Origin of the sequence: Arthrobacter sp. B6, assembly GCF_001663775.1 — a bacterium.
Lineage (GTDB): Bacteria > Actinomycetota > Actinomycetes > Actinomycetales > Micrococcaceae > Arthrobacter.
Genome location: NZ_KV467169.1, coordinates 613,134 through 635,000, shown reverse-complemented (window position 1 = coordinate 635,000; position 21,867 = coordinate 613,134). Strand labels below are relative to the sequence as shown.

25 protein-coding genes, 1 other RNA gene and 1 riboswitch are annotated in these 21,867 nt (G+C 64.3%); of the genes, 15 read left to right on the top strand and 11 right to left on the bottom strand.

The window, feature by feature from the left end:
* A partial coding sequence (locus tag AU175_RS21860) for a GH25 family lysozyme (RefSeq protein WP_231938643.1) occupies positions 1 to 1,397 on the bottom strand: 1,397 nt, incomplete at its 3' end.
* A 166-nt stretch (positions 1,398 to 1,563) separates the two neighbouring features.
* Between AU175_RS21860 and AU175_RS22470 the strand changes: the two genes are divergently transcribed.
* The 15 genes from AU175_RS22470 to AU175_RS17535 all read left to right on the top strand — a co-directional run bounded on the left by AU175_RS22470 (position 1,564) and on the right by AU175_RS17535 (position 13,621).
* Positions 1,564 to 1,833 carry a hypothetical protein gene (locus AU175_RS22470; RefSeq protein ID WP_231938642.1) on the top strand — a complete coding sequence of 90 codons (270 nt, stop codon included), beginning with the start codon at positions 1,564 to 1,566 and terminating at the stop codon, positions 1,831 to 1,833.
* 301 nt (positions 1,834 to 2,134) lie between these two features.
* Positions 2,135 to 3,358 carry a CpaF family protein gene (locus AU175_RS17600; protein WP_066292678.1) on the top strand — a complete coding sequence of 408 codons (1,224 nt, stop codon included), beginning with the start codon at positions 2,135 to 2,137 and terminating at the stop codon, positions 3,356 to 3,358.
* Positions 3,358 to 4,212, top strand: a complete 855-nt coding sequence (locus AU175_RS17595; protein ID WP_066292672.1) for a type II secretion system F family protein — start codon at positions 3,358 to 3,360, stop codon at positions 4,210 to 4,212. The genes AU175_RS17600 and AU175_RS17595 overlap by 1 nt, the downstream gene beginning before the upstream one ends.
* Positions 4,213 to 4,217: 5 nt before the next feature.
* Positions 4,218 to 5,153 carry a type II secretion system F family protein gene (locus AU175_RS17590; RefSeq protein ID WP_442855363.1) on the top strand — a complete coding sequence of 312 codons (936 nt, stop codon included), beginning with the start codon at positions 4,218 to 4,220 and terminating at the stop codon, positions 5,151 to 5,153.
* 71 nt (positions 5,154 to 5,224) lie between these two features.
* Positions 5,225 to 5,491: a hypothetical protein gene (locus tag AU175_RS17585; protein ID WP_066292666.1), complete on the top strand. Its 267-nt coding sequence runs from the start codon at positions 5,225 to 5,227 to the stop codon at positions 5,489 to 5,491.
* 65 nt (positions 5,492 to 5,556) lie between these two features.
* Positions 5,557 to 5,940, top strand: a complete 384-nt coding sequence (locus AU175_RS17580) for a TadE family protein (RefSeq protein ID WP_066294411.1) — start codon at positions 5,557 to 5,559, stop codon at positions 5,938 to 5,940.
* Positions 5,921 to 6,445 (top strand): hypothetical protein, encoded by a 525-nt coding sequence (locus AU175_RS17575; protein WP_066292663.1) that lies wholly within the window; start codon positions 5,921 to 5,923, stop codon positions 6,443 to 6,445. The genes AU175_RS17580 and AU175_RS17575 overlap by 20 nt, the downstream gene beginning before the upstream one ends.
* 29 nt (positions 6,446 to 6,474) lie before the next feature.
* On the top strand, positions 6,475 to 6,888 hold the full coding sequence (locus tag AU175_RS17570; RefSeq protein WP_066292658.1) for a pilus assembly protein TadG-related protein: 414 nt from the start codon (positions 6,475 to 6,477) through the stop codon (positions 6,886 to 6,888).
* Positions 6,889 to 6,941: 53 nt separating this feature from the next.
* Positions 6,942 to 8,057 (top strand): peptide chain release factor 2, encoded by a 1,116-nt coding sequence (prfB, locus tag AU175_RS17565; protein ID WP_066292652.1) that lies wholly within the window; start codon positions 6,942 to 6,944, stop codon positions 8,055 to 8,057.
* Between the two features lie 181 nt (positions 8,058 to 8,238).
* Positions 8,239 to 9,033, top strand: a complete 795-nt coding sequence (gene ftsE, locus AU175_RS17560; protein WP_066292649.1) for a cell division ATP-binding protein FtsE — start codon at positions 8,239 to 8,241, stop codon at positions 9,031 to 9,033.
* Positions 9,030 to 9,944, top strand: coding sequence for a permease-like cell division protein FtsX (ftsX, locus tag AU175_RS17555; protein WP_066292647.1), 915 nt, complete (start codon positions 9,030 to 9,032; stop codon positions 9,942 to 9,944). The genes ftsE and ftsX overlap by 4 nt, the downstream gene beginning before the upstream one ends.
* Before the next feature lie 36 nt (positions 9,945 to 9,980).
* On the top strand, positions 9,981 to 11,396 hold the full coding sequence (locus tag AU175_RS17550; RefSeq protein ID WP_082979331.1) for a M23 family metallopeptidase: 1,416 nt from the start codon (positions 9,981 to 9,983) through the stop codon (positions 11,394 to 11,396).
* An 87-nt stretch (positions 11,397 to 11,483) separates the two neighbouring features.
* Positions 11,484 to 11,954 (top strand): SsrA-binding protein SmpB, encoded by a 471-nt coding sequence (smpB, locus tag AU175_RS17545; RefSeq protein ID WP_066292645.1) that lies wholly within the window; start codon positions 11,484 to 11,486, stop codon positions 11,952 to 11,954.
* 106 nt (positions 11,955 to 12,060) lie between these two features.
* Positions 12,061 to 12,429: a transfer-messenger RNA gene (gene ssrA, locus AU175_RS17540) on the top strand.
* 211 nt (positions 12,430 to 12,640) lie between these two features.
* Positions 12,641 to 13,621, top strand: a complete 981-nt coding sequence (locus tag AU175_RS17535; RefSeq protein ID WP_066292641.1) for a S1C family serine protease — start codon at positions 12,641 to 12,643, stop codon at positions 13,619 to 13,621.
* A 6-nt stretch (positions 13,622 to 13,627) separates the two neighbouring features.
* Here the strand turns inward: AU175_RS17535 and AU175_RS22065 are convergent, their stop codons facing one another.
* The 10 genes from AU175_RS22065 to aroA all read right to left on the bottom strand — a co-directional run bounded on the left by AU175_RS22065 (position 13,628) and on the right by aroA (position 21,864).
* Positions 13,628 to 13,765 carry a hypothetical protein gene (locus AU175_RS22065; RefSeq protein WP_197497171.1) on the bottom strand — a complete coding sequence of 46 codons (138 nt, stop codon included), beginning with the start codon at positions 13,763 to 13,765 and terminating at the stop codon, positions 13,628 to 13,630.
* A gap of 82 nt (positions 13,766 to 13,847) precedes the next feature.
* Positions 13,848 to 14,216 carry a hypothetical protein gene (locus tag AU175_RS17530; protein ID WP_066292631.1) on the bottom strand — a complete coding sequence of 123 codons (369 nt, stop codon included), beginning with the start codon at positions 14,214 to 14,216 and terminating at the stop codon, positions 13,848 to 13,850.
* A gap of 93 nt (positions 14,217 to 14,309) precedes the next feature.
* Positions 14,310 to 14,726, bottom strand: a complete 417-nt coding sequence (locus tag AU175_RS17525) for a fluoride efflux transporter FluC (protein WP_066292627.1) — start codon at positions 14,724 to 14,726, stop codon at positions 14,310 to 14,312.
* Positions 14,723 to 15,142, bottom strand: coding sequence for a fluoride efflux transporter FluC (locus AU175_RS17520; RefSeq protein WP_066292626.1), 420 nt, complete (start codon positions 15,140 to 15,142; stop codon positions 14,723 to 14,725). The genes AU175_RS17525 and AU175_RS17520 overlap by 4 nt, the downstream gene beginning before the upstream one ends.
* Positions 15,143 to 15,856 carry a metal-dependent transcriptional regulator gene (locus AU175_RS17515; protein WP_066292622.1) on the bottom strand — a complete coding sequence of 238 codons (714 nt, stop codon included), beginning with the start codon at positions 15,854 to 15,856 and terminating at the stop codon, positions 15,143 to 15,145.
* 31 nt (positions 15,857 to 15,887) lie between these two features.
* The gene (locus AU175_RS17510; protein WP_066292619.1) at positions 15,888 to 16,646 is read right to left on the bottom strand and encodes a class I SAM-dependent methyltransferase; all 759 of its coding nucleotides are present in this window, start codon (positions 16,644 to 16,646) and stop codon (positions 15,888 to 15,890) included.
* 68 nt (positions 16,647 to 16,714) lie between these two features.
* The gene (locus AU175_RS17505; protein ID WP_066292617.1) at positions 16,715 to 18,145 is read right to left on the bottom strand and encodes an aminotransferase class V-fold PLP-dependent enzyme; all 1,431 of its coding nucleotides are present in this window, start codon (positions 18,143 to 18,145) and stop codon (positions 16,715 to 16,717) included.
* A gap of 35 nt (positions 18,146 to 18,180) precedes the next feature.
* Positions 18,181 to 18,294, bottom strand: a riboswitch (SAM riboswitch).
* 159 nt (positions 18,295 to 18,453) lie between these two features.
* On the bottom strand, positions 18,454 to 19,266 hold the full coding sequence (gene hisN / locus AU175_RS17500; protein WP_066292608.1) for a histidinol-phosphatase: 813 nt from the start codon (positions 19,264 to 19,266) through the stop codon (positions 18,454 to 18,456).
* Positions 19,267 to 19,366: 100 nt separating this feature from the next.
* Positions 19,367 to 20,482, bottom strand: a complete 1,116-nt coding sequence (rsgA, locus tag AU175_RS17495; RefSeq protein WP_066292603.1) for a ribosome small subunit-dependent GTPase A — start codon at positions 20,480 to 20,482, stop codon at positions 19,367 to 19,369.
* Positions 20,482 to 21,864, bottom strand: coding sequence for a 3-phosphoshikimate 1-carboxyvinyltransferase (aroA, locus tag AU175_RS17490; protein WP_066292600.1), 1,383 nt, complete (start codon positions 21,862 to 21,864; stop codon positions 20,482 to 20,484). Before aroA ends, rsgA begins: the two co-directional genes overlap by 1 nt.
* Positions 21,865 to 21,867 lie beyond the last annotated feature (3 nt).

Genomic DNA, 21,867 nt, shown 5'->3' with positions numbered 1-21,867 from the left:
AGGTATCCGTCGGTGCGCATGCCGTCTCCGGCGTAGAACCAGAGGCTTCCGTCGGCCTTTCGGCCTACGAGGTCGGCCTTTCCGTCGCTGTTGTTGTCTCCCGCGCCGACGATCTGGTCATAGATGGTCCAGCCGGTGCCGATCTGGCGTGCGGTGCGGTAGGTTCCGTTGCCCTCTCCGGCGTAGAACCAGAGGCTGCCGTGGGGGTGCCGTGCCAGGAGGTCGGGTTTGCCGTCGGAGTCGAAGTCACCGGTGCTGACGAACTGGTCGTAGATTTGCCAGCCTGTACCTATTTTTTGTCCCGTCTTGTAGCCGCCGGTTCCATCGCCGGCGTAGGACCACAGGCCGCCGTCGGGGTGGCGTGTCACCAGGTCCGGGACGCCGTCGCTGTTGGAGTCTCCGGCGCTGACGATGTGGTCGAAGATCTGCCATCCGCTGCCGACCTGGCGTGCGGATTCGTAGTTGCCTCTTCCGTCGCCGGCATAGAACCACAGGGTGCCGTCGGTGCGCCGGGCGAGGAGGTCCCTGCGTCCGTCGCGGTTGGAGTCGCCCACCCCGACGATCCTGTCGTAGATGTTCCAGCCGGTGCCGATGACGCGGCCTGTTTGGTAGCCGCCCGCACCGTTTCCGGCGTAGAACCACAAGGAACCGTCCGAGCGGTGGGTCACCAGATCCGGCTTGCCGTCACCGTCCGAGTCCCCTATCCAGGAAACTTTGAACGTCGATGACAGTGCCGGGGGCAGTACGGGCCTACTTGTGGCAAACGCCTTCAGCTGCGAATAGTCTCCATTCCATACATTCGAGTCGCCGGCGAATGGTCCGGTGCTGCTGTATTGCCAAATGCTGTAGGTGCTCCAGCTCCCAGTTGGAACCGAGCCTGCGTTGTTCGTCGGTGAACTGGGGTACGCCGCGACCCAGAGGGGGTAGTCGCCGAAGCCCGAAGGATTGCCCAGGCACTGATTCCACCAGTTGGTGTTGGTATAGATAACGGGAAGCCGGCCGGTCATCGACAGCATCGTGTTGCCGAAATCCCTTACCCAGGAGCCCAATTGTGCAGGAGACATGTTGTAGCACGTATTGCCGAAGTAGAAGCCGTTGATGGTGCGGCCCTCATAGGGGTTGAACTCGAAGTCCAATACCGGCGGCATCGTGTATCCGTCGGCTGACCAGCCCCCACCGTTTTGAACGAAGTACCGTGCCTGATCAGCGCCCGAAGACCAGTTGGGGATGGCGAAGTGATATGCGCCGCGGATCATACCGACGTTTCGCGAACCCTGGTACTGCGAGCTGTAGGACGGGTTGGTGTAGTAGTTGCCCTCGCTGGCCTTTACATATGCGAACCTGGCACCCATGTTCCACTGATGCTGCCAGTCGACGCTCGGCTGGTGGCCGCTCACGTCGAGCCCTTGAATCCCAAACGTCGGCATCCAGTTGCCTTCCGACGTGAGGGCTTCTGAGCTGAGCTTCTTGAAGCTGGTGCTTGAGGATGACGCAGCTACGCGAGCGGACCGTTGGCCCATTTCCGCCCCACCCACACCAACTGCCTCGGCCATGGATTCGTTGATGCTGGTTGGTACGGGACCGGCAGCGGGAGTCGCCGCCGCAGTCGGCGGGGCAGCGGTCGGAGGCGTAGAGGCAACGGGCGACGTTGTTTGCGTCGGAGCCGAACCGGGAACAGGTGTGGACGTCGCGGGGGAGGAACTCGAAGCAGGAGTCGAGTCAGGCGCCGGCCTGGGTTCGTCAGCGAAGGCGACCACTGCCAGCCCCGGACCGGCCACAAGGGCGGCAGCCAGGGCTGCTGCCCCCAAGGCTCGGAGGACTGGGCGACGGTGAGACTGGTTCCGCTTCATTTTGGCTCCGGAGACAAATGGTGCGCTCCCCAGCGAACACCATTAGGGTTGCAGTTCCCCGGGATCTGCACTGGAACCGGGGAACTAAGAATTTCGAGACTTAATGCGCTCACCCTAACACCGGCATGCTGGTGATACCAGTGGTTCTCTTGTTGCCAAAGTGAAAGATGCTTCACCGTTATCCACACCTGCGGCGATATGACTTGGCGGCATGGTGTACGGTCCTTAGGCTGTATCCCAGTTGCACTGCCTCCGCCGGGGGCGGCAGTTGTATGGGGGAACATATGGACGCTGTGCAAATCGTCGAGGACGAAGTCCGCGAGCTGATCCGACGCCGTGGCCTGGACCCCGCCCGCCAGGCAGGAGAGGTCCGGCGGCTGGTTGAAGCCGCCGTCAGCGACTACGACGAGCGGGCGCTCATGGGGCCGCTTCCTCCGATCGGTCCGCTTGAGGCCGCGCGCAGGTTTGTCTTCGACGCCGTCGCCGGTTTCGGTGTTCTTCAGCCATTGCTGGACGATCCAACGATCGAGGAAGTCTGGATCAACGCCCCGAGCGAGATCTACGTTGCCCGGAATGGGGAATCCGAACTCACGTCCCTGAGCCTTACCGAGCAACACGTCCGTGACCTGGTGGAACGGATGCTGAAGAGCTCTGGCCGTCGCCTGGACATGTCCTCGCCCTTTGTCGACGCCGCCTTGCCGGATGGATCAAGGCTTCACGTCGTCATTCCGGATGTCACGCGCCGGCATTGGGCTGTGAATATTCGGAAATTCGTTGTGAAGGCGAGCAGGCTCGAGCATCTGGTGGAGCTCGGCACGTTGACGCCGCAGTCTGCCCGGTTCCTGGGCGCGGCCGTTGCCAGCGGACTGAACATTCTGGTGTCAGGCGCAACCCAGGCCGGGAAGACCACGATGCTGAACTGCCTGGCCGCCAGTATCGGCAGCCGGGAACGGGTGATCACCGTAGAGGAGATCTTTGAACTGCAGTTTCCGTTGCGGGACGTAGTAGGCCTTCAATGCCGCCAACCCAATCTGGAAGGGGAGGGTGAAATCCCGTTGCGCCGGCTGGTAAAGGAAGCGCTCCGGATGCGGCCGGACCGCCTGGTGGTAGGGGAGGTCCGGGAAGCTGAGAGCCTGGACATGCTGATCGCCTTGAATTCCGGACTTCCCGGGATGTGTACGGTCCACGCAAACTCGGCCCATGACGCCGTGACCAAGATCTGCACGCTACCCCTGCTCGCCGGCGAGAACATCTCTTCAGCCTTCGTCGTACCTACGGTCGCCTCCTGCATCGACCTGGTAGTCCACTGCAGCCGCCAGGCCAACGGGCGCCGGCAGGTCACCGAGGTGCTTTCACTGGGGCGGAGAGTCGAGAATGGCATCATCGAGTCGTCGATGGTTTTCGCCGTGGAGGACGGGACACTGCAACCCCGCGCCAACTCCATGCCGGCTGCCGAAAAATTCGCGCGCGCCGGTTACGACGTCGCGGCGCTGCTGGAGCCGCGCTGATGGCACCGCTGATGGGGGTACTTGCGGGCACCGGGTTCTTCCTTATCTGGTGGTCTTGTTGGGAGAATCCCCAACCGGTCGACCGCCCGGTGCGGGAAAATTGGCTGGAAGACCTGCTGGCCTCCGCCGGGATAGAGAAGGTCTCGGCGGCAGGCCTCATTGCCAGTTGCCTGGGGCTTGGTCTCTTTGTGACACTCGTGTTCTTCGCGGTCAGCCGGTCGTGGCCGATGGCGGCATGCTTCGGCATCTTCGGTGCCTGGCTTCCTGTCAGTGTGGTCCGGTGGCGCGCCAGGAAGAGAACCTCGCTGCTTCGCCAGCTGTGGCCGGACGTCGTGGACCATCTCAGGTCCGCCATCCGTGCGGGCTTGTCGCTGCCGGAGGCACTTATCCAGCTGGGGGAAAAAGGGCCGGAGGAACTGCGGCATGTGTTCCGGGACTTCGGCTCGGACTATCGCGCTGGAGGCCAATTTGATGCCTCGCTGAACAAGCTAAAGGATCGGCTGGCCGATCCAGTGGCCGACCGGATAGTGGAAGCACTGAGGCTGACACGCGAAGTCGGAGGCTCGGACTTGGGAAAACTGCTGGGCACGCTCGCGGAGTTTTTGCGCGAAAATGCCCGCACGCGAAGCGAGCTTGAGGCCCGCCAGTCATGGACCATCAACGCAGCCAGGCTTGCCGTCGCCGCCCCCTGGATCGTCATGGTCCTTCTTGCAACGAGGCCGGAAGCGGTCCAGGCCTATAACACTGCGGTGGGCGCCGCTGTCTTGCTGGGCGGTCTGGTTCTGTCCCTCGTCTGCTACTCGGTAATGCTGCGGATCGGCGCCCTTCCCCCGGACGAAAGGGTACTCCGGTGACGGGTATGCATGCCGCAGCCGCTATCTGTGGGATTGTCCTCGGAGCCGGCCTCTGGCTGATCCTCGTCCGCTTACCCATGATGCGCGCCACCACCCTTGCCGAGCGCATCGAACCACAGCTGAAGTCACAGAACCTTGAGTCCAGGCTGTTGCGGGCAGGTGGCGCCCAGAACATCACGCCGTTCGGTCCGCTGGAACGCATTTTGAGGCCGATGATCCGCGACGGCCTCGCGGCCTTGGGCAGGTTGAACCTGGGATCCAAAGGCCTGGCGCGCAGGCTTGCCCAGGCCGGCATCCACAAGTCTCCGCTCGACTTCCGGGCGGAGCAGCTGCTCTGGGCCGCGGCGGCCTTCGCCGTCTCGTTGGCTTTTGTGGTCCTCGGCGCCCTTGCCGGCCGCTTCAGTCCATTGCTGGCCGTCATTGCAGTAATCGGTAGTGCCTTGGGCGGGTTCCTGTTCCGCGATTACTGGCTGAGTGCCCAGATCAGGAAACGGGAAGCCCGGATGATGGCTGAGTTTCCGAGCCTGGCTGAGCTGATGGCGCTTGCGGTCGGTGCCGGAGAAAGTGCCACGGGCGCGCTGGACCGCGTCTGCCGCAGTGCGCGGGGGGAACTGGCCAAAGAATTCTCACGGATCCTGGCCGAAACCAGGGCCGGCAAACCGCTCGTGGAGGCCCTTCAGGGTTTCTCCGCCCGGACAGACCTGGGCCCGCTGGTCCGGTTCGTTGACGGCATCATCGTCGCAGTGGAGCGGGGCACACCGCTGGCGGATGTGCTCCGGGCACAAGCCCAGGATGTCCGGGATACTGCCAAACGCAACCTGATGGAGTCAGCCGGCAGAAAAGAGATAGGGATGATGGTGCCGCTTGTCTTCGGTGTCCTCCCCTTGACGGTGGTCTTCGCTGTTTACCCGGGCATTGCAGCAATCAGCCTTGGCTTATAGCCGAAGGCGCGGCAACCACAACCAGCCGCACGGCAGACATCCAGAACGTGACTATAGATTGGGGACGGAAAATGAAGAACCTGGGAATACGCAGCGCTGTGCAGCTCTTGGGCCTGATCGCAGGCATCTGGTCAATCGCTGGGGGAAGCCAACGGCTCCAGGCCGCGCTGAGTGCCCGGCAGGGCAGCCAGGCTGCGGATCATCCGGAGCGGGGCGATGTTCCCGGCTGGGTCATGATCACCCTGATGTCGGCCGTCCTCGTGGCCGCTTTGCTGGCTTTGGCAGGCCCGGCGCTGGAGTCGATGTTCAACCAGGCCATGGACAAGGTCGGAAGCTGATCATGCCCCGGCGTCGCTGGCTGCGTGGCCTTCGCTACCGCAATCCCCGCGCTGTCAGAGGCCGCGTGACGGGCGCAGAAGCCGGGGAAGGCGGTTCGGCCGTGGTTGACTTCGTCATGGTGGGAAGCCTGGTCACCCTGTTCTTCCTGGCCGTAATCCAACTCCCCCTCGTTCTCCACGTCCGAAATACGCTGATCGACGCCGCCGCATCGGGTGCCCGCTACGGCACGTTGGCTGACCGGAGTGCTGCGGACGCCGAGCACCGCGCCGCGGCGCTGATCGGAATGGCACTCAACGCGGAGTTCGCCCAGGACATCAGCTCATCCGAAGTGACCTTCGAAGGACTCCGAACGTTGGAAGTGACCATCAGGGCGCCCATGCCGGTTATCGGGCTGATCGGGCCGCGGGACACGCTGGAGGTTAAAGGTCATGCCGCAGTCCAGCCGTGACGCCATTCAGGCGGCAATAGTCAGCAGGTACAGGGACGCTCTCTCCCTCCCGGCCGCGACGTCCCCGGCGCGGGATGAAAGCACTCCGGCCGTCCGGGAGCAGGGGAGCGCCGTGGTGGAATTTACGTTCCTCGCCCTGCTTCTGATGGTTCCCCTGGTCTATTTCATCATCACCATGGGCCAGATACAGGGCGGGTCCTTTGCCGTCGTAGGGGCGGCCGACCAGGCCGCGAAAGTATATGTCGCCCAGGTGGATGCGGAGTCTGCACACCGCGCGGCTGAGCAAGCGGCCCTTGTTGCGCTCGCGGATTACGGGCATCCTGCCGGCAACGCGCACATATCAATGAGTTGTGATCCGTCTGACTGCCAGTCGGCGGGCACGGCAGTGACGGTGACCGTCAGTCTGAGAGTGCTCTTGCCGTTCACACCCTTCGCCGACGGGTTCATGCTCAACGCCAGCGAAGTTGAGGCGTCTTCCACCCAGTTGGTTGGCAGGTTCCGGTGAAACCAGGAAAAGCTGAGGAGGATGGGCAGATGATTGTCCTGATCGTCGGCTACGTCCTGCTGGCGCTCCTGGTGGCCACTGTTGTCGTCGGCATTTCTAGCTTTTACCTTGAGCACAAGCGGCTCCTGTCCCTGGCAGACGGGGCGTCGCTGGCCGCAGCCGACAGCTTCACGTTGGGTGATGTGGGTTCCGACGGCGGCAGTCCCGCAGCAGTCCTCGGTTCCGAACGCGTCAGGAACGTTGCCAGCGACTTCATACGCAGGAATCCGGGAGCCCAGCGCTTCGACAGCCTGGAAGTCTCTACGGTGACAGGCAGTCCCGACGGCTCCACCGCCGTCGTTGTCCTCACAGCCGCGGTCCATCCACCCGTGGTGAACTTCCTGGTGCCCGACGGAATCAGGATCGAAGCCTCTTCGACGGCCCGTTCCCGGCTCACGCGGTGACCGCCGGGTGGGGAGTCGGGGCCTCCGGCCGGATAGCGTAGGCTTAAACAACCATGGCCAATATTGACTTTTCCGCAGAAATCCGCGCCCTCCGCGCCACCTACATCTCGATCGAGCAAGTCAGCGATGTTGAGGCACTGAAGGAGGACATCGCTGAACTCAGCGAGCGGGCGGGCGAGCCTAACCTGTGGGACGACCCCGCCGCTGCGCAGAAAATCACGTCGAGGCTGTCCCACCGCCAGTCGGAACTGGAGCGGCTCAATACCTTGGCCGCGCGGATTGACGACCTCGAAGTCCTGGTGGAGCTCGGCCAGGATGAGGACGACGCCGATTCCATGGGGGAAGCCGCCGCGGAACTGGAGTCCATCAGGGAGGCGCTGAAGCAGCTCGAAATTGTCACCCTGCTCTCCGGTGAATACGACGAACGTGAAGCAGTGGTGTCCATCCGTGCTGGTGCCGGCGGTGTTGACGCCGCCGACTTCGCCGAGATGCTGATGCGGATGTACCTGCGCTGGGCGGAACGACACGGTTACCCGACCACCGTCATGGACACCTCCTACGCCGAGGAAGCCGGCCTGAAATCCGCCACTTTTGAGGTCAAAGCGCCGTACGCTTTTGGAACGCTGAGCGTGGAAGCCGGCACGCATCGCCTCGTCCGGATCAGCCCTTTCGACAACCAGGGCCGGCGCCAAACCTCTTTCGCCGCCGTCGAAGTGATTCCGCTAATCGAACAGACGGACTCAATCGACATTCCTGACAACGAGATCCGCGTGGACGTATTCCGGTCGTCGGGCCCTGGCGGGCAGTCGGTCAACACTACGGACTCCGCCGTCCGCCTGACGCACATTCCCACCGGCACCGTGGTGTCGATGCAGAATGAGAAGTCCCAGCTGCAGAACCGCGCCGCGGCCATGCGGGTTCTCCAGTCCCGGCTCCTGCTCCTGAAGAAGGAGCAGGAGGACGCCGAAAAGAAGGCATTTGCCGGCGATGTAAAGGCATCCTGGGGCGACCAGATGCGCTCGTACGTCCTGAACCCCTACCAGATGGTCAAGGACCTGCGGACCGACCACGAAGTCGGCAACACCTCAGCGGTTTTCGACGGCGAGATCGATGACTTCATCGACGCCGGCATCCGCTGGCGGACTGACAACCGCAACGCCGACAAATAGCTGTCTGGAAGTTCCCGCGGGGACTGATCCCGCGACACGCCCCCGGAAGCTCATGTATACGGCATAGGCCCTGCGTATAGTCGAGGAGCCGGCGCTCTACTTCCCCCAAACAGAAGCCCGCGCACCGGCTGCAGATCTGGGCTGCGTAACGATCAGTCGTGCCTGCAGGGTACTTAGGGTCATGATCCGATTCGAAAATGTCACCAAGGTCTACGACCAGCAGGCACGGCCAGCGCTGGACGCTGTCAACCTTGAGATCGACCGTGGCGAGTTCGCCTTCCTCGTAGGCGCTTCCGGATCCGGAAAGTCGACCTTCCTGCGGCTCGTGCTGAAAGAGGACCGTGCATCATCCGGTACCGTCTACGTGGCCGGCCAGAACGTCGCCAAGATCTCCAGTTGGCGTGTGCCCCGGCTTCGCCGCGGCATCGGCGTGGTCTTCCAGGATTTCCGGCTCCTGCCGCAGAAAAACGTCTTCGCCAACGTCGCTTTCGCCATGCAGGTCATCGGCAAGAGCCGAAGCGTCATCCGCGACACAGTGCCCGAGGTGCTCAAGACGGTAGGGCTCGAAGGCAAGGAAAACCGGCTGCCGCACGAACTCTCCGGCGGTGAGCAGCAGCGTGTGGCCATTGCCCGCGCGGTGGTCAACCGGCCCGGCATCCTCCTGGCCGACGAACCGACGGGAAACCTGGATCCCACAACGTCTATGGGCATCATGGGTGTGCTGGACAAGATCAACCAGAATGGCACCACCGTTGTGATGGCCACCCACGATGACGACATCGTCAATGAAATGCGCAAGCGCGTGGTGGAGCTGAAGAACGGCGTGGTCATCCGCGACGAAGCCAAGGCCCTCTACACCTCCATGATTCCGATTGTTGGCCAGTCGCGGCGCCTCAAGGACGCCAGCGGCCGGGAGGAGATACCGCCTCCCAGCCCGGCAGCCTACAGCGATGATGCAGGGGAGGAGCAGCGATGAGGCTCGCTTTTATCCTCAGTGAGATCGGCAGTGGCCTGCGGCGGAATGTGACGATGGTCATTTCTGTCATCCTGGTGACCTTTGTGTCCCTGACCTTTGTTGGTGCCGCCGGGATGCTCCAGCTGCAGATTAACCAGATGAAGGGCTACTGGTACGACAAAGTCCAGGTAGCGATCTTCCTCTGCAGCGACGGCTCTACGGCGTCCGGGTGTGCAACCGGCCCGGTCACGCCGGAGCAGCAGGACAACCTGCAACGCCTCCTCGAATCACCGGCCGTGGCCCAGTACATCAACGACTTCCAGTTCGAGTCCAAGGATGAGGCCTACAAGCACTTCAAGGACCAGTTCTCCAATTCACCGATTGTTGACTCCGTCACGCCGGACCAGCTCCCGGCCTCCTTCAGGATCAACATGAAGGACCCGGAAAAGTACCAGATCATCAGTGAGACGTTTTCATCGCAGCCCGGCGTCGAAACCGTGATTGACCAGCGCCAGCTGCTGGAGCGGCTGTTCTCCGCCATGAACGCCGCTTCCCTCGTGGCTGTCAGCGTCGCCGGCGTCATGATTGTCTGTGCCATCCTCCTGATCGCAACCACGATCCGGCTCTCAGCGTTCAGCCGCCGACGGGAAACCGGCATCATGCGCCTTGTGGGCGCCTCCAAAACCGTCATTCAGCTGCCGTTCATCCTGGAAGGTGTCATTGCCGCTGTGGTCGGTGCGGCGCTCGCCTCCGGCACTCTGTGGGCAGTGGCGCATTTCTTCCTGGGTGAATACCTGTCCAAGCAGTACCCGGACACGGCCTTTATCTCGCCTGGGCAGACGCTCATTCTTGCGCCTGCCTTGCTAATCCTTGGCGGATCTTTGGCAGGAATTTCGTCGCTCTTGACCTTACGCAGATATCTGAGGGTCTAGGCTGTGCAGACCGAACAAGGAAAGCTTATGACTGGCATGAACCGAACTTCCCGCGTGCCCCGCAAAATCGGCAACCACCAGCCGCGCCGCGCGGGCATCATCAGCGGTGTCCTGGCCCTCGTCCTCGCGGCCAGCCTCTGCGCGTCGACGCCGGCGGCATTTGCCGATGAACTGGAAGACAAGCAGGCCGCCCTCGAAGCCGAGGCGGCCCGCGTCCAGCAGTCGCTCGAATTTGTGGATTCGAGGATTGCCAAAGCCGCCGGTGACCTGGTGATTTACCAGGGCCAGCTTCCCGGAGCCCAGCAGGCACTGCTGGAAGCCCAAGGCAGGGTTGCCAGTGCGGTCAAGGAAGTAGAGGCTCTGTCGGCGCGGGTGGACCTGGCGCAGCAGAACAAAGCAAAGATCACCCAGCAGCTGGAAACCGACCAGCAGAAGATCGCGGACACAAAGAAGCTGATCGGCCAGATCGCCACACAGGCATACAAATCCGGCGGTGTCCCCTCCAACCTGACGCTCTTTTTTGGATCCAACGCAGGTGGCAGCCTCACCGACACGATGGACCTCGCCGACCAGGCAATGCGCAGCCAGAACTCGGCCATGGACAAGCTGACGCAGCAGAACGCCACCAACGTCAACTCCCAGGCGCGGCTGGCGGCAGTTGAAGCGGAGATCCAGGACCTGAAAGCCAAGGCAGATGCTGCCCTCGAGCGTGAAAAGGCGGCCCGCGACGAAGCCGCCGCAAAGAAGGCGCAGGTTGACCAGCTGATCGCCGACACCACCCGCCTGGACGCCGAACTCCAGGCCGCGCGCCCAGGTATCCAGAGCCAGCTGGCAGCCGTTGAAGCCAGCCAAAATGCTGTCGCCAACGAGATCGCCGAGCGTGACCGCAGACTTCGCGAGGCATGGGAAGCAGAACAGCGGCGCCTTGCCGAGGCTGCGGCCGCAGCTGCCGCCGCTGCGGCGGCAGCCAGGGGCCAGGCCCCGCCGCCGCAGGCGCCCTACGTTCCTTCCACCGGATCGCCGTCGGCATTTGGCTTGCGGCACCCCTTTGACGGCAGCGTCCCGATCACCTCGGGCTTCGGCTGGCGGGCCACTCCGCCGGGGACCATCGACTTCTACGGCCAGGGCGGTTACCTGCACACGGGCATCGACTTCGGAGCAGCGTGCGGCACCCCCGTTTACGCCGCTGCTGCCGGTGAGGTTTTCTCCTCCGGCTGGAACTCTGCAGACGGCGGCGGGTTCCGGGTCAAGCTTTCCCATGGAGTGGTGCAGGGCAACTCGCTGACCACCATCTATTACCACAACGCCAGCATCGTCGTAGCCAACGGCCAAAGGGTCTCCCAAGGGCAACTGATCGCTTACTCCGGAAGCACCGGCAACTCCACCGGCTGCCATTCTCACTTCGAAACCTGGCTCAACGGCGCAGCGGTTGATCCGATGCGGCTGCTGTAACGCCGCTCCGCGCCTGCCGTACACTGGTATGACTTCGCGCCGGAACGGGCGGAGCCACTGACGATCCAAGAACCGAGGAGTTCCACCGTGCCCAAAGAAAGTGGCCGAAAAGTGGTGGCCACCAACCGTAAGGCCCGGCATGACTACCACGTGCTGGACACCTATGAGGCCGGCATCGCCCTCATGGGAACAGAGGTCAAATCGCTCCGCGAGGGCCACGCGTCCATGGTGGATGGCTTCTGCACCTTCTACAACGACGAGTTGTGGATGGAGGGCATCCATATCCCGGAGTACAACCAGGGAAGCTGGACAAACCATGCCGCCCGCAGGCGGCGGAAGCTGCTCCTCCACCGTGAGGAACTGATCAAGATCTCCCACAAGATCAGGGAATCCGGGTTCACCATTGTCCCGCTCCAGTTGTACTTCGTCGACGGCCGGGCCAAGGTGGAGATCGGCGTCGCCCGGGGTAAGCGGGAGTACGACAAGCGCCAGAGCCTGCGTGAGCAGCAGGACAACCGTGAGGCATTGCGCGAGATCCGGGAACGCAACCGGAGGTAGCGGACCGCGGGGGTGGAATGATTTCCGCCGGCCATGCGTTATGATTGGTAGTCCGGCAGGCGTGGGAGATCGAAAGCCTCTTCTGCCGGGTTTGATAACAAAATACGGGGATGATCGGTTTCGACGATGTTAGTCGCGACAGGTGAAGCGGGCCGAGGATGCAGAATTATCTCGTAAACGCTGTCTGCAAACCAATAAGTGCCGAATCTAAGCGCACTGACTTCGCTCTTGCTGCCTAAGCAGTAAGACAGTCCGTCAGCCCGAGGTTGCTATTGCCCCGGAACCTGGCGTCATTTAGATAGCCACTGCTGTTTGCCTCCGTCATCGGGGCAAACGGGACTCTTAGATGACTGGGCCCGGATCAGCCAGCTGTTTGCAGCATGGCTGGGGCCGAGAAAGTCCGACGCAAACTGCGCCCGGAGAAGCCCTGACAACACGACATCGGACGGGGGTTCAATTCCCCCCATCTCCACATTTTGCAGTGCCGCGAGGCACGCAGAACGGCCCGGACCACTGGTCCGGGCCGTTCTGTTTTAAAACTCTCCAGCAGCTGACGCCTCCATTCGTACTGTTCACCCACGGCGTAGCCTCCGGGGGAGTAGGACGGCTGGCGGAATGGTTGGTACAGATAAGGACCAGCAGCCAGTCCCTGGCCGGCAGGCTGCTACAGCACCAGGAGGTGGGGCATGGACCCGATGCGCAAGCCCGGTTCACCAGCGTCCGACGACGGGCCTCTGGACTCGTACTCGGAGACGGTCATGCGTGTGGCTGAGACGGTCACCCCGCACGTTGCCGCCATTGAAATGACAGGAAACCGCCGGAACGGACGTTTCCGTGTGGGCGCCGGATCGGCTGTGCTGTTTACGGGGGATGGCTACCTGCTGACAAACTCCCATGTGGTGGCGGGCACGCGCCGCGGCCACGCTGTCTTCGCAGACGGCAGCCGCACCGACCTGGAACTGGTGGGCGCTGATGCGCTCTCTGACCTTGCCGTCGTCCGCGGCCGTGCCCCGAAAGTTCCGCCTGCCGAATTTGGTGACGCGGAGTCCCTGCGCGTCGGTCAGCTCGTCGTCGCAGTCGGGAACCCGCTTGGGCTGGCCGGGTCGGTGACAGCCGGCGTGGTCAGCGGCCTGGGCAGGGCCATCCCGGTATGGGCCGGGGGTAACCGGCGTGTGATCGAGGATGTCATTCAGACCGATGCTGCCCTGAACGCCGGGAGCTCCGGCGGCGCGCTGGCGGATACCCACGGCCGGATTGTCGGCATCAATACGGCGGTTGCCGGGGCCGGGCTGGGGCTGGCGGTGCCCATTAACGCAACCACCCGGAGGATCATCGCCGCGCTGCTTGCTGACGGGCGCGTCCGCCGGGCCTACCTTGGCGTTGTCAGCACACCCATCCGCCTGAACGCGAGTGCCGTGGTCCGGACAGGCCAACGGGACGGTCTGCGCGTGGTGGAAGTCCTGGCAGGTTCGCCCGCGGACCGCGCAGGCCTGGTGGCAGGAGACATCATCCTGACGGCAGGAAGCCGTCCCGTCAGCAACGCCGAGAGCCTGCAAAAGCTGCTGTTTGCCGATGCTATCGGCCAGCCCCTGCGGATTGCGGTGCTGAGGGACGGCACAGAAACTGACCTTGTGGCCGTGCCTGAAGAAATGGCGACTAACGGGTGATGCCCGCTACCTGCGCTTCTTCAGGTGCGAAACAGGATCCGGTGCTCCGTCAACCGGGCCCTTGGCCTTCTTTTCGGCGCGCTTCTCCTTGATGGTTTTGACCGGCTTCTTGGACAGATTCTGGTGAGGTGATTTGTCAGGCATGGCGGGCTCCCTTATTAAGCGGGACGGCTTGCGTCCCACCTCGTAAATTACGCCTTATTCGCCCTTAATGTAATGCCCGGTCTCAGTCCGGAACAGCTACGTCCGCTATGCCCACAAAACGTGTCCCGACGCCGTCGAACTCGCTTCGGACAAAGCCCGGACGCGGGGGCGGCAGCTCACCGGGAGCATGGTGGCCGCAGCTGACATAGGTAAAGTCGGGCCACCATTTCTTGGGCCGCGCCGCTTCCTCATAGCCGCAGACAGCGCATTCCAAATGAACCCACACGGGACGCTTCCCCGTGCGGTTTGCCCGCGACTGCACGAGCCACGGCGGGGGGTTGTCCAGGATTTCGCCGAGGTCGGCTTCCGTCAGCCACTTGGGGATGCCGTGGCGTTGCGCCATTTCCAGGGGTACATCAAGGGCAATTGCCGCGTCACGTCTGCTAATCATCACAGTCAACGATACGGGACTGCGTCATGGGCCGCGCCCGCGGGGACGCCCGGGATCCGCTGGGGCACCCGAAACAGCATGACATGCGCGGGCCTAGGTCATGAGGGCGATGCCTGCCGCTGCGGCGGCAAATCCCGTGAGCAAGTTGACGGCCACGTTCAGGGCTGCCGCGGCAAACCGTGATTCGCTCAGCAGCCTGACCGTGGCGGTAGTCCATGAACTGAACGTGGTGAGGCCGCCGGCAAGGCCGGTGGCGACGGCGGTGTGCAGGTCCTCGGGGAGCCCGAGCCGTCCGGTGATCCCGACGGACAGGCCGATGATCAGGCACCCGATGGCGTTGACCAGCAGCGTGGCCCACGGCCAGTGTCGTGGCGCGCCGCGGGAGGCGCCGCGGACGACGCGCGGGCGGGAGATGGCGGCGGCTGACCGGTGTGCGAACCAACTGTCGACGGCGAAGCGCAGAAGCGCTCCGGCCACGCCGAAGACGCCCACCAGGACAGCGGCGTTCACGAGGCGGCTTCGGAACGGTCGGCCAGTATTTTGCCCGTTCTCCAACCGGCGGCCGCGGCGCCCAGTCCCAGCAGCAGAGACAGGCCAAGATAGGCGACCGACATCATATGGACGTTGGCCCGCCATGACTGTTCCACCGAGAACACCACCGCGGAAAACGTGGTGAAGGAACCCAGGAGCCCCGGGCCGAGCCCCGCCCGAAGCCAGAAAGCCGTATGCGGCCGCGCGATCCAGAGTGTGGTCAGGGCGGCGAGGACAAAGCTTCCCACGACGTTGATGCACAGCGTCGTCCAGGGCACCATTCCCGCAGCCTCAGGGAAAGCCAGGCCAAGGCCGTACCGCAGTTCCGACCCAACGAGTCCGCCGGCAGCCACCGCCACCCAGGCGCGCCAGTCCAGTGCCCCGGGCTTCGCCATTCATTCGCTTCCGAGGACGCAGCCGGTGTGCGGAGTGTCGCTGTGTACCCACAGGGCCGAGGTGACCTCATCAGCGAGGTCGTACTCCCGGGTCTTCCCTGCGGAACGGACCCGCACCACGAGGGCCCCGCCGAAGGGCTTGCGGCCCACCACTTCCACCTCGGAGTCGAGGTCGATTTCCTGGGCGGACAAGTATCGGAGCAAGTCAGGGTTCTCATCACTGATTCTTGTGATCCGGCCGGTGTGCCCCTGATCCAGTTCATTCATCAGGTGGGCGTGCGGCATCCGGACCGTGCCGTCGGCGCCGGGGATGGGGTCACCATGCGGATCCCGGAGCGGATTTCCCAGTTTTGCCGCCATCCGTTCAATGAAGGTGTCCGAGACGGCGTGTTCCAGCTGTTCGGCCTCATCATGGACCTCGTCCCAGCTGTAGCCAAGCTGCTGGACCAGGTAGGTTTCGATGAGTCGGTGCCGCCTGACCATGGAGAGTGCAAGCCGCACGCCGTCCCCGGTGAGGGTGATGGCGCTGTACGGCTTGTGGTCCACCAGTCCTTGGTCCTTGAGCTTGCGGACCATCTCCGATACGGATGAGTTGGCCACTCCCAGCCGCTGGGCCAGTTGGGAGGAAGTGATGGGTTTGTCCTGCCACTCCGTGAAGGAGTAGATGACCTTGACGTAGTCCTCGATAGAGGAGGAGGGCGCGCTGGTCTTCACGACATTAAGCCTACCCGGTGAGCGGAGGGCATCATGCCTTTACAGCCCGCCACGTCAGGGTCAGGTAGGGCAGCCCAACGCTGGCACCGGGGGTGTATCTCAGATGCTCATGAAGGTACCAGTCCAGGTTGGTGAGGACCTTGGCCCGGGTGGTTTCACCGGAACGCAGGTAGTAGCTCCGCGACTTGGCAAGCTCCATGATTTCTGCAGTGGTGAGCGTGTCTTCCCAGTGCGTTACGTGGCTTTCCAGCCCCTGGAACTCCGGTCCCAGGGGCGGCCGGAAGTGCGGCCGGTAGACGTCCCCCGCGTGCATGATGCGCGAAAGCCGATGAACCCATGGAACGGAAGTATCCAACTGGTTCCAGATCAGCCCCAGTATTCCACCGGGGCGGAGGACCCGTGCAAGCTCCGTACTTGCGGCCAGGGAATCGCACCAGTGCCACGCCTGGGCCACGCTGACGACGTCGAAGGAGGAGTCACCGAAACCCGTCGCCTCGGCCGTCCCAACAGTTGCTGAAACGCCGGGGTGCAGGCTCCGCAGCTGGTCGAGCATGTCCGCGGAAGGGTCGACCGCGGACACGGCCAACCCCCGGTCGATCAGCAGGGCGGTGAACTTACCGGTGCCGGCACCCACATCCAGGGCATCGCGGGCCCCGGCGGGAATAAGCCAGTCAGCTGAATCGTCAGGGTACCCGGGACGAACGCGTTCATAGTGTTCGCCGCCATCCTGAAAGCTTTGTCCAAGCTCCTGACGGCGCCGGTGGTCAAGTCTGGGGCCACCCCGTGCCACGTTCGGTCTCCTTCGCCAGATGCCCTTGGGTATCCTTCGAATTTACCGCATGGGCCGGGTCACCGGGATCAGTCGTCGACGCAGGGGGCAGCGCCGGCAGTGCCCGGCGTATTGGGTGCCCAATCCGGATAGATCCGGGTGTCGTTGGCGGGAACCCAGCGGCCAGAGTCCACCACATAGTCCCAGCCCAAGCCTGTGCGGCGGAGTTCCTCGATGCCGGCCAGGAGCCGCTGTGCGTCCTCGAGCCGGGAGCCCAGGCCGAAGCTCGCCCGCAGGGAGCCCGACGGAAGGCCCAGCCGCTTCAGCAGCGGATGGGCGCAGAAACGGCCGTCGCGAAGGCCCACGCCGTGTTCGGCTGACAGGTAGGCGGCCACCAGCCCGGCGTCGTAGCCCTCGACGGAGAAGTTCACTACGCCGATGGTGTCGGTGTCCGGATCAGTGTCTTTGAAGATCTGGTGTACGGTGACGCCGTCGATCTTCTGCAGCCCCTCCACAAGGAAAGAACGGATGGCCGACTCGTGGGCGTGCCAGCGCTCCTGGTCCAGCGCGGCGATGACCTGGGTGGCGCGGGCCAGCGTGGCCGCACCCAGGACATTGGGCGAGCCGCCCTCGTGCCGGGCAGGACCGGTGGCCCAGCTGACGCCGTCGAGCCTGGCCTCCCGGACTGCCCCGCCGCCGGCAAGGTGCGGTGTGCCGGCGTCGAGCCAGTCCGCCCGGCCTACCAGGACTCCGGCGCCGAAAGGCGCATACAGCTTGTGGCCGGAGAACGCGAGGTAGTCGACGTCGTCGGCGCCGATGTTGATGCGGCGGTGCGGCGCGAGCTGCGCGGCATCGACGACGATTCGGGCGCCGTGCTCGTGTGCCAGGGCGGCGAGGGCGCGGACGGGCAGGATCTCGCCGGTCACGTTGGAAGCACCCGTGACGGCGAGCAGGCTGACTCCACCCTGTTCCAGTTCGGCTCGGAGGGCCTCAATGGTGCCGGACAGCGTGTCGGCGGCGACCACGCTGCGGTGCGGAACGCCCTGCCACGGCAGGAGGTTCGCGTGGTGCTCGATGTCGAGGTACAGAACGTCCCCGGCGGGGCGGCCGTTCGCGGACGGAAGGCAGCCAGCGAGGAGGTTAAGGGAGTCCGTGGTGTTCCTTGTGAAAATAACGGAGTCGCTGGCCCGTCCGCCCACAAAGTCACGCACGATGTTACGAGCGTTCTCGTAGACGGAGGTGCTGATCTGGGATGCGTAACCTGCGCCGCGGTGGACGCTGGCATAGAACGGCAGGATCTCGTTGAGGTAGGCGGAGACAACCGAGAGGGCCGGGGTTGAGGCGCCGTAGTCCAGGTTGGCGTAGCGCGCGTGGCCGCCCTGGATCAGCGGGGCCTGGATTTCAGCACCGGTGACGGCGGACAGGGGCCGGCCGGCAACGGCAAGCCGCTCGCTGAACAGGGCCGCGCCTGCAGCCTGCGGGCGGACTGCGGTGTTGGGGGAGACGGTGGCTGTTGTCACAGAGACCTCACTTCAGGGGGACTCCCTGTCCCGGGAATCCGCGCTTGCCGGGTCCGTTCCGGACCGGCCTGGTCGTCACCCGGGGCACCCCACCGCGAATGGAGGGTTGCCGGCCAGCAAACCGGGGTTTCGCGCTGGCACTCGTGACCTGTTAAAAGCGTAGAACATGGGCGGGGCGGGCACGAAGCCGGTCCAAATGTTAAGGCTTTTATTACGGCGGGGTTGGAGAAGTGCTGTTTATCCGAAGATACGACGGCGGACGCCCCCTTTTGAAGGCGTCCGTCGTGGATAATTCGGTCCTCGTCCTGTCAGAGCAGGTCGTCCAGGTCGGGGTTGAGCCGTTTGAGGACTTCCGAATGCAGGATGGAGTTGGTGGCCAGCGCGTTGCCGCCGAAGGGGCCGTCCTCTCCTTCGAGGGACGTGAACCGGCCGCCTGCCTCCACCACGATCGGGACAAGCGCCGCCATGTCGTAGAGATTGAGTTCCGGTTCGCAGGCGATGTCCACGGAGCCCTCGGCCACCATGCAGTAGGACCAAAAATCGCCGTAGGCGCGTGTGCGCCAGACGTCCTCCGTCAGGCCGAGGAAGTCATCCAGGTTTCCGCGATCCTTCCACCCGCTGAGGCTGGAGTAGGAGAGGGACGCGTCCGAGAGCTTTGACACATCGGAGACCTTCAGCCGGGTGGCGGCGGCGAGCGACCGGCCCATGTACGCGCCGGCACCTTTGGCGGCCCACCAGCGTTTGCCCAGAGCGGGGGCGCTGACCACGCCGACCACGGGCTCGCCTTCATCAACGAGGGCAATCAGTGTTGCCCAGACCGGTACTCCACGGACAAAATTCTTTGTGCCGTCGATGGGGTCGATAATCCAGCGGCGGGAGCCATGGCCTGAACTGCCGAATTCCTCACCCAGGACGGCGTCGCGGGGGCGGGAACGGGACAGTTGGCCGCGAATGGCTTCCTCTGCAGCCTTGTCCGCGTCGGTGACCGGCGTCAGGTCCGGCTTGGTCTCGATATGAAGGTCCAGGGCCTTGAAGCGGCTCATGGTCTGGTCGTCCACGGAATCCGCCAGCACGTGGGCCAGGCGCAGGTCATCGTTGTAGCTCGAAGCGGGTTGGATCATGGTTCCAAACTACCGTCTAAGCCCCGTGTGGTTGGGGACCCCGGCATTTTGCGAACCGTCCCGAATGGGACAGCCGCTGTTACAACACGCCGGGAACCCGTCAATTCACGTTGCCCAGTTCCTTGGTCTCCTGCCCCTCCATCCGCGGATCAGTGCCCAGGAGGCGCCGCAGGGATCCGAGCCTTGCGGCTCCGGTTGGTCCCGCGTGGCCTTCAGCCACCCAGGAGTCGAGGCCGCAGTTGACTGCGCTGGAAGTGTGTTTGCAGCCGCGCTCGCAGGCATCCGTGCCCGGTTCCAAGTCCGGGAAGGAACGAAGGATGCGGTCGGGGTCGACATGCGCCAGGCCGAAGGACCGGATGCCGGGGGTGTCGATGATCCAGCTTCCTGCCGGGGCATCGGCCAGTTTCAGGGCGAGGGCCGAGGATGACGTGTGGCGTCCCCGGCCGGTCACCGCGTTGACGCCACCCGTGGCCCGCTCGGCGCCCGTCAGGGCGTTTACCATGGTGGACTTACCCACTCCCGAGTGTCCCAACATGACTGTCACCTTGCCGTCGAGGTACGCCCGGAGTTGGGCGACCGCGTCGCCGTCCAGGCGGGCCGAGAGCCCGTCGTCGGAGCGGGCGTCGATGCCGGAGGCCGCAGAGTCGGCAGTCCGGCTGATGATGACCGGGAAATCAAGGTGCTCATAGTTCGACAGGAGGTCGGCAGGGTCCTTGACGTCCGCCTTGGTGACCAAAAGGATCGGCTCAATGCCGGCGTCGTATGCGGCCACGAGCGCGCGGTCGATGAAGCCGGTGCGTGGCTCGGGGTTGGCGGCAGCAACCACCACAACCAGCTGGTCCGCGTTGGCTACGACGGCCCGCTCCACCGGGTCGGTGTCGTCCGCGCTGCGCCGCAGGAGCGTCCGGCGGTCCTGGATCCGGACCAGCCGGGCCAGTGTGTCCGGTTCTCCGGAGACGTCGCCCACCAGCGAGACGAAGTCGCCGGCGACTACGGGGGAGCGGCGGAGTTCCCGTGCCCTTGCGGCGATGATGATGCGTTCTTCGCCCGAGTCTTCGCCAACAACGGCCGTGTACCGGCCGCGGTCCACGGTGATGATCCGCCCCGTCACTGCGTCGTCGTGGCTGGGACGGTCTTTGGTGCGGGGGCGGGAGCCCTTCTTGCTGGGGCGGATCCGGACGTCGGATTCATCCCAGGAATCAGTGCTGCGTGCCACTATGCGGCACCAGCGGGTTCATGGGTAGCGGGTTCCTGGCCCTGTGCGATCATGTCTGCCCACAGCCCTGGAAAATCCGGGATGGTCTTGGCGGTTGTGGCGATGTCCTCCACTTCGATGCCTTCCACTGCCAGGCCCAGGATTGCGCCCGCCGTTGCCATCCGGTGGTCCGCGTAGCTGCGGACGACGCCGGCGTGCAGCTTAGCCGGGCGGATCACCAGTCCGTCGCTGGTTTCCTCGGCGTCGCCGCCCAGCCGGTTGATCTCGGTGACCAGGGCGGCAAGCCGGTCAGTCTCGTGGCCGCGAAGGTGGGCAATACCGCTGAGCCGGGAGGGCCCGCTGGCGAGGGCGCAGAGTGCAGCAACAGTGGGGGCGAGCTCGCTGGTTTCAGCAAAGTCGCCACCTTTGATCTCCGCCCCGCCGGTGACCGTGAGGACGCCGTCGGCCAGGCTGACCATGGCGCCCATGTCCGCAAGGATGGTGCGCCAGAGGTCACCGACCTGGGTGGTCTCGGTGGGCCAGCCCGGAATCCGGACCGTTCCGCCGGACGCGAGGGCGGCGGCGAGGAAGGGGCCGGCGTTGGACAGGTCCTGCTCGATGCGCTGGTCGAACGCCTGGATGGTTCCCGGCTCCACGACCCAGTGGTTGGGGACGGAATCGTCCACCGAGACCCCCACGTCGCGAAGGACGGCCACTGTCATGTTGATGTGGTCAAGGCTTGGTACCGGCTTTCCCACATGCTCCAGGTGGAGCCCCTCCGTGAACCGTGCACCCACCAGCAGCAACGCGGAGACGAACTGCGACGATGCGCTGGCATCGATGACCAGATGACCGCCCCGGACCTCCCCCGTTCCGGAAACCTCAAACGGGAGGGACGCAGGGGTGCCACCGTCCTCCGCCGTAACCGCCACCCCGAGCGCCTTCAGCGACTCGATGATGGTCCCCATGGGACGCTTCCTGGCGTGCGGATCGCCGTCGAAAACGCTGATGCCGTTCCGGAGCGCAGCCAGCGGGGGAACAAAGCGCATGACCGTTCCGGCAAGGCCGCAATCGATCCGGGCCAGCGACGCCGGCGAGTCCTGCGGGAGCGGGACGACTTCAAGGTCAGGACCGAATGCACCGTCGCCGGGAACTTCAGTGATGGCCGCACCCAGTTGCCGCAGAGCCTCGATCATCAGGGCGGAGTCCCTGGAATGCAGCGGAGCGCGTAGTCGGGATGGGCCGTCAGCCAGCGCCGCCAGGACAAGGAACCGGTTGGTCAGGGATTTCGAACCCGGCACGGTGACGGTGGCATTGATGGGCCGGGTGGCGAACGGTGCGGGCCAGTGCGGGAGTGCTTCGGCCGCGTCAGGCTGCGAAACGGCTGTGGGGGATCCGGTCATGCG

What these genes read in the sequence shown, in the direction of transcription:
- AU175_RS22470 (WP_231938642.1), top strand. Translation starts at nt 1,564, where the DNA reads ATGCTGGTTGGTACGGGACCGGCAGCGGGAGTCGCCGCCGCAGTCGGC.
- AU175_RS17600 (WP_066292678.1), top strand. Translation starts at nt 2,135, where the DNA reads ATGGACGCTGTGCAAATCGTCGAGGACGAAGTCCGCGAGCTGATCCGA.
- AU175_RS17595 (WP_066292672.1), top strand. Translation starts at nt 3,358, where the DNA reads ATGGCACCGCTGATGGGGGTACTTGCGGGCACCGGGTTCTTCCTTATC.
- AU175_RS17590 (WP_442855363.1), top strand. Translation starts at nt 4,218, where the DNA reads ATGCATGCCGCAGCCGCTATCTGTGGGATTGTCCTCGGAGCCGGCCTC.
- AU175_RS17585 (WP_066292666.1), top strand. Translation starts at nt 5,225, where the DNA reads ATGAAGAACCTGGGAATACGCAGCGCTGTGCAGCTCTTGGGCCTGATC.
- AU175_RS17575 (WP_066292663.1), top strand. Translation starts at nt 5,921, where the DNA reads ATGCCGCAGTCCAGCCGTGACGCCATTCAGGCGGCAATAGTCAGCAGG.
- AU175_RS17570 (WP_066292658.1), top strand. Translation starts at nt 6,475, where the DNA reads ATGATTGTCCTGATCGTCGGCTACGTCCTGCTGGCGCTCCTGGTGGCC.
- prfB (WP_066292652.1), top strand. Translation starts at nt 6,942, where the DNA reads ATGGCCAATATTGACTTTTCCGCAGAAATCCGCGCCCTCCGCGCCACC.
- ftsE (WP_066292649.1), top strand. Translation starts at nt 8,239, where the DNA reads ATGATCCGATTCGAAAATGTCACCAAGGTCTACGACCAGCAGGCACGG.
- ftsX (WP_066292647.1), top strand. Translation starts at nt 9,030, where the DNA reads ATGAGGCTCGCTTTTATCCTCAGTGAGATCGGCAGTGGCCTGCGGCGG.
- AU175_RS17550 (WP_082979331.1), top strand. Translation starts at nt 9,981, where the DNA reads ATGAACCGAACTTCCCGCGTGCCCCGCAAAATCGGCAACCACCAGCCG.
- AU175_RS17535 (WP_066292641.1), top strand. Translation starts at nt 12,641, where the DNA reads ATGGACCCGATGCGCAAGCCCGGTTCACCAGCGTCCGACGACGGGCCT.
- AU175_RS22065 (WP_197497171.1), bottom strand. Translation starts at nt 13,765, where the DNA reads ATGCCTGACAAATCACCTCACCAGAATCTGTCCAAGAAGCCGGTCAAA.
- AU175_RS17530 (WP_066292631.1), bottom strand. Translation starts at nt 14,216, where the DNA reads ATGATTAGCAGACGTGACGCGGCAATTGCCCTTGATGTACCCCTGGAA.
- AU175_RS17520 (WP_066292626.1), bottom strand. Translation starts at nt 15,142, where the DNA reads ATGGCGAAGCCCGGGGCACTGGACTGGCGCGCCTGGGTGGCGGTGGCT.
- hisN (WP_066292608.1), bottom strand. Translation starts at nt 19,266, where the DNA reads ATGATCCAACCCGCTTCGAGCTACAACGATGACCTGCGCCTGGCCCAC.
- aroA (WP_066292600.1), bottom strand. Translation starts at nt 21,864, where the DNA reads ATGACCGGATCCCCCACAGCCGTTTCGCAGCCTGACGCGGCCGAAGCA.